Raw genomic sequence first — 3,178 nt, forward strand, 5'->3', positions numbered from 1 at the left:
CGATGATCGGGATATTGTCCGCTACCTGTGACAACACGTCGTCGGCACCGGCCGGATCGCTGCCCCGGACGAGAGTCGCCGCATATGCGGCGGTGGCTTCGAGGGCATCGGCGAGCGGATAGTCGATGCCGATGGTGGTGTCCCAGCGCCCGGCCAGGATGCGCTGGGGGAGCCGCAGTCTGCGCTGCTCACGGCCGATGGCGTCCCGGTGCAAGTAGAGGGCGGCTATCACCTCGTCGGTGCTCTCGCCGCACGCCATCCGGCCCAGCCAGGCGTCGGCCATCGCCGGATCCCACTGGCTGGCCCGGGTGAATGCGCGTGCGGCCTGCGCACGGTCGTTCACCGGGTCCTGGCCGTCGACGGGAATACCGAGCGACAGAACACCGAGATCGAACAGTTGCCGAGCCCTGTGCGCGGCCTGCGTCATGAGTCCCCCAGTCTGCTTCCCGGACGGCCGCGCACCCCTTCGCGGCCCCGTCACACCCTACGGGCGAATCGCCCGAAACCACCAGTGGCTTATCCACAGGGTGCGTGGGAAGCCCCACCCCGCGGCACCCACTAGACTGACGCGGGTGAGTGCACAGGTGGATACCGTCTCAGCCGCTGCCCAGACCCCCGACCATCCGCAGCCGTTCCGCGAGCTAGGCCTCAAGGACGACGAGTACGACCGGATCAAGGAGATCCTCGGGCGCCGCCCCACCGACGCCGAACTGGCCATGTATTCGGTGATGTGGTCCGAGCACTGCAGCTACAAGTCGTCCAAGGTGCACCTGCGCTACTTCGGGGAGACCACCACCGACGAGATGCGGGCCTCGATGCTCGCCGGTATCGGCGAGAACGCCGGCGTCGTCGACATCGGCGACGGTTGGGCGGTCACCTTCAAGGTCGAGTCGCACAACCATCCGAGCTACGTCGAGCCGTACCAGGGTGCGGCCACCGGCGTGGGTGGCATCGTCCGCGACATCATGGCGATGGGCGCGCGGCCGATCGCGGTCATGGACCAGCTGCGGTTCGGTGCCGCCGATGCCCCCGACACCCGGCGCGTTGTCGACGGTGTGGTGCGCGGTGTGGGCGGCTACGGCAACTCCCTCGGCCTGCCCAATGTGGGTGGCGAGACGGTGTTCGACGCCTCGTATGCGGGTAATCCGCTGGTCAACGCGCTGTGCGCGGGCGTGCTGCGGGTGGAGGATCTGCACCTGGCGTTCGCCTCGGGTGCGGGCAACAAGATCATCCTGTTCGGTGCGCGCACCGGCCTCGACGGCATCGGTGGTGTGTCGGTGCTGGCGTCGGAGACCTTCGACGACAGCGAGGAGGACGGGCCGAACCGCAAGAAACTGCCGAGTGTTCAGGTGGGCGATCCGTTCACCGAGAAGGTGCTCATCGAGTGCTGCCTGGAGCTCTATCACGCCGGGCTCGTCGTGGGCATCCAGGATCTCGGTGGCGCCGGATTGTCGTGCGCCACTTCAGAACTCGCGGCCGCCGGTGACGGTGGCATGCACATCGACCTGGAAAAGGTGCCGATGCGTGCCACCGGGATGACCCCGGCCGAGGTCCTCTCCAGCGAATCCCAGGAACGCATGTGCGCGGTCGTGACACCCGACAACGTCGACGCATTCATGGCGGTGTGCCGTAAATGGGATGTGCTCGCGACCGACATCGGTGAGGTCACCGACGGCGACCACCTGGTGATCACCTGGCACGGTGAGACCGTTGTCGACGTGCCGCCGCGCACCGTCGCGCACGACGGTCCCGTCTACGAGCGTCCCGTCGCCCGGCCCGACTGGCAGGACGAGGTGATCGCGTCGTCGAGTGCCAGTCTGGCCCGGCCGTCGACCTCCGACGAACTGCGCGAAACACTGCTGACGATGCTCGCGTCGCCCGCGCTGTGCAGCCGCAAATTCATCACCGAACAGTACGACCGGTATGTGCGCGGCAACACCGTGCTCGCCGAACATGCCGACTCTGGTGTGGTGCGTATCGACGAGGAAACCGGCCTCGGTATCGCGCTGGCCACCGACGCATCCGGCCGCTACACCTACCTCGACCCGTACCGGGGTGCCCAGCTCGCGCTCGCCGAGGCCTACCGCAATGTGTCGGTCACCGGGGCCACCCCGAAGGCCGTCACCAACTGCCTCAACTTCGGCTCCCCCGAGGATCCGGCGGTGATGTGGCAGTTCCAACAGGCCGTCCGCGGCCTCGCCGACGGCTGCGCACAGCTAGGCATCCCGGTAACCGGCGGCAACGTCAGCTTCTACAACCAGACCGGATCCACCCCGATCCTCCCGACACCCGTCATCGGCGTGCTGGGCGTGATCGACGACGTCCGCCGCCGCACCCCCACCGGCTTCGGCACCGAACCGGGCGAAACGCTGATCCTGCTCGGCGACACCCACGACGAATTCGACGGGTCGATCTGGGCGCAGGTCGCCCACGATCACCTCGGCGGCGTCCCGCCGCAGGTCGACCTCGAACGTGAACGGCTCCTCTCGCAGATCCTCGTCGCCGGTTCGCGCGACGGCCTCATCTCGGCCGCCCACGACCTGTCCGAGGGCGGTCTGATCCAGGCCGTCGTAGAGTCGGCGCTGGCCGGTGAGACCGGTGCCCGCGTCCTGCTGCCCGAGGGCGCCGACCCGTTCGTCTGGCTGTTCTCCGAATCCGCCGGCCGCGTCCTCGTCGCCGTCCCCCGCACAGAGGAATCCCGCTTCTGCGGCATGCTCAACGCCCGCCAGATGCCATGGACCCGCATCGGCGTCGTCGACCAGGGCAGCGACTCGGTCGAGGTTCAAGACCACTTCTCGATCACCCTCGCCGAGCTCCGTCAGGTTCACGAGTCCACCCTCCCCACCCTCTTCGGCTGAACGGGCGACTACGCGAACCTGGCGACGAGGCGTTCGGGGTCGTCTGTGGTGATCTGGTCGGCTTGCAGGGCGAGCAGGCGGGTGATGGTGCGGCGGGAGAACAGGTTGACGCGGCGGACCGTGTAGGTGTCGACTGTGCGGCCTGCCGCGTGGAAGGCGCCGATCAGGTCGACGCCGCGGTCGTCGGCTCGCAGGACCAGCTTCTTGTCGAGGTAGACCATCTCCGCTCGCGGGGAGGCGTCGACGGCGTTCGCGACGAACTCGTCGAATCGTCCCGAGGTGAGTACCTGTTTGACGGCGCCGTCGTGACATGGGTCGTA

Annotated in this window: 1 protein-coding gene and 2 pseudogenes; 1 reads left to right on the top strand and 2 read right to left on the bottom strand. The window is 67.9% G+C overall.

Going from position 1 to position 3,178, the window contains the following annotated elements:
* A pseudogene (locus KDB67_RS18725) lies at positions 1-427 on the bottom strand (type VII secretion AAA-ATPase EccA); the annotation flags it as partial.
* A 145-nt stretch (positions 428-572) separates the two neighbouring features.
* Between KDB67_RS18725 and purL the strand changes: the two are divergent.
* Entirely contained in the window at positions 573-2,858 is a 2,286-nt protein-coding gene (gene purL / locus KDB67_RS18730; RefSeq protein WP_291019037.1) for a phosphoribosylformylglycinamidine synthase subunit PurL, read from the top strand.
* An 8-nt stretch (positions 2,859-2,866) separates the two neighbouring features.
* Here purL and KDB67_RS18735 read toward each other — a convergent pair.
* Positions 2,867-3,178 (bottom strand): annotated as a pseudogene (locus KDB67_RS18735) (glycerophosphodiester phosphodiesterase); the annotation flags it as partial.

This window comes from Gordonia sp. (in: high G+C Gram-positive bacteria), assembly GCF_020438995.1.
Classification (GTDB): Bacteria; Actinomycetota; Actinomycetes; order Mycobacteriales; family Mycobacteriaceae; genus Gordonia.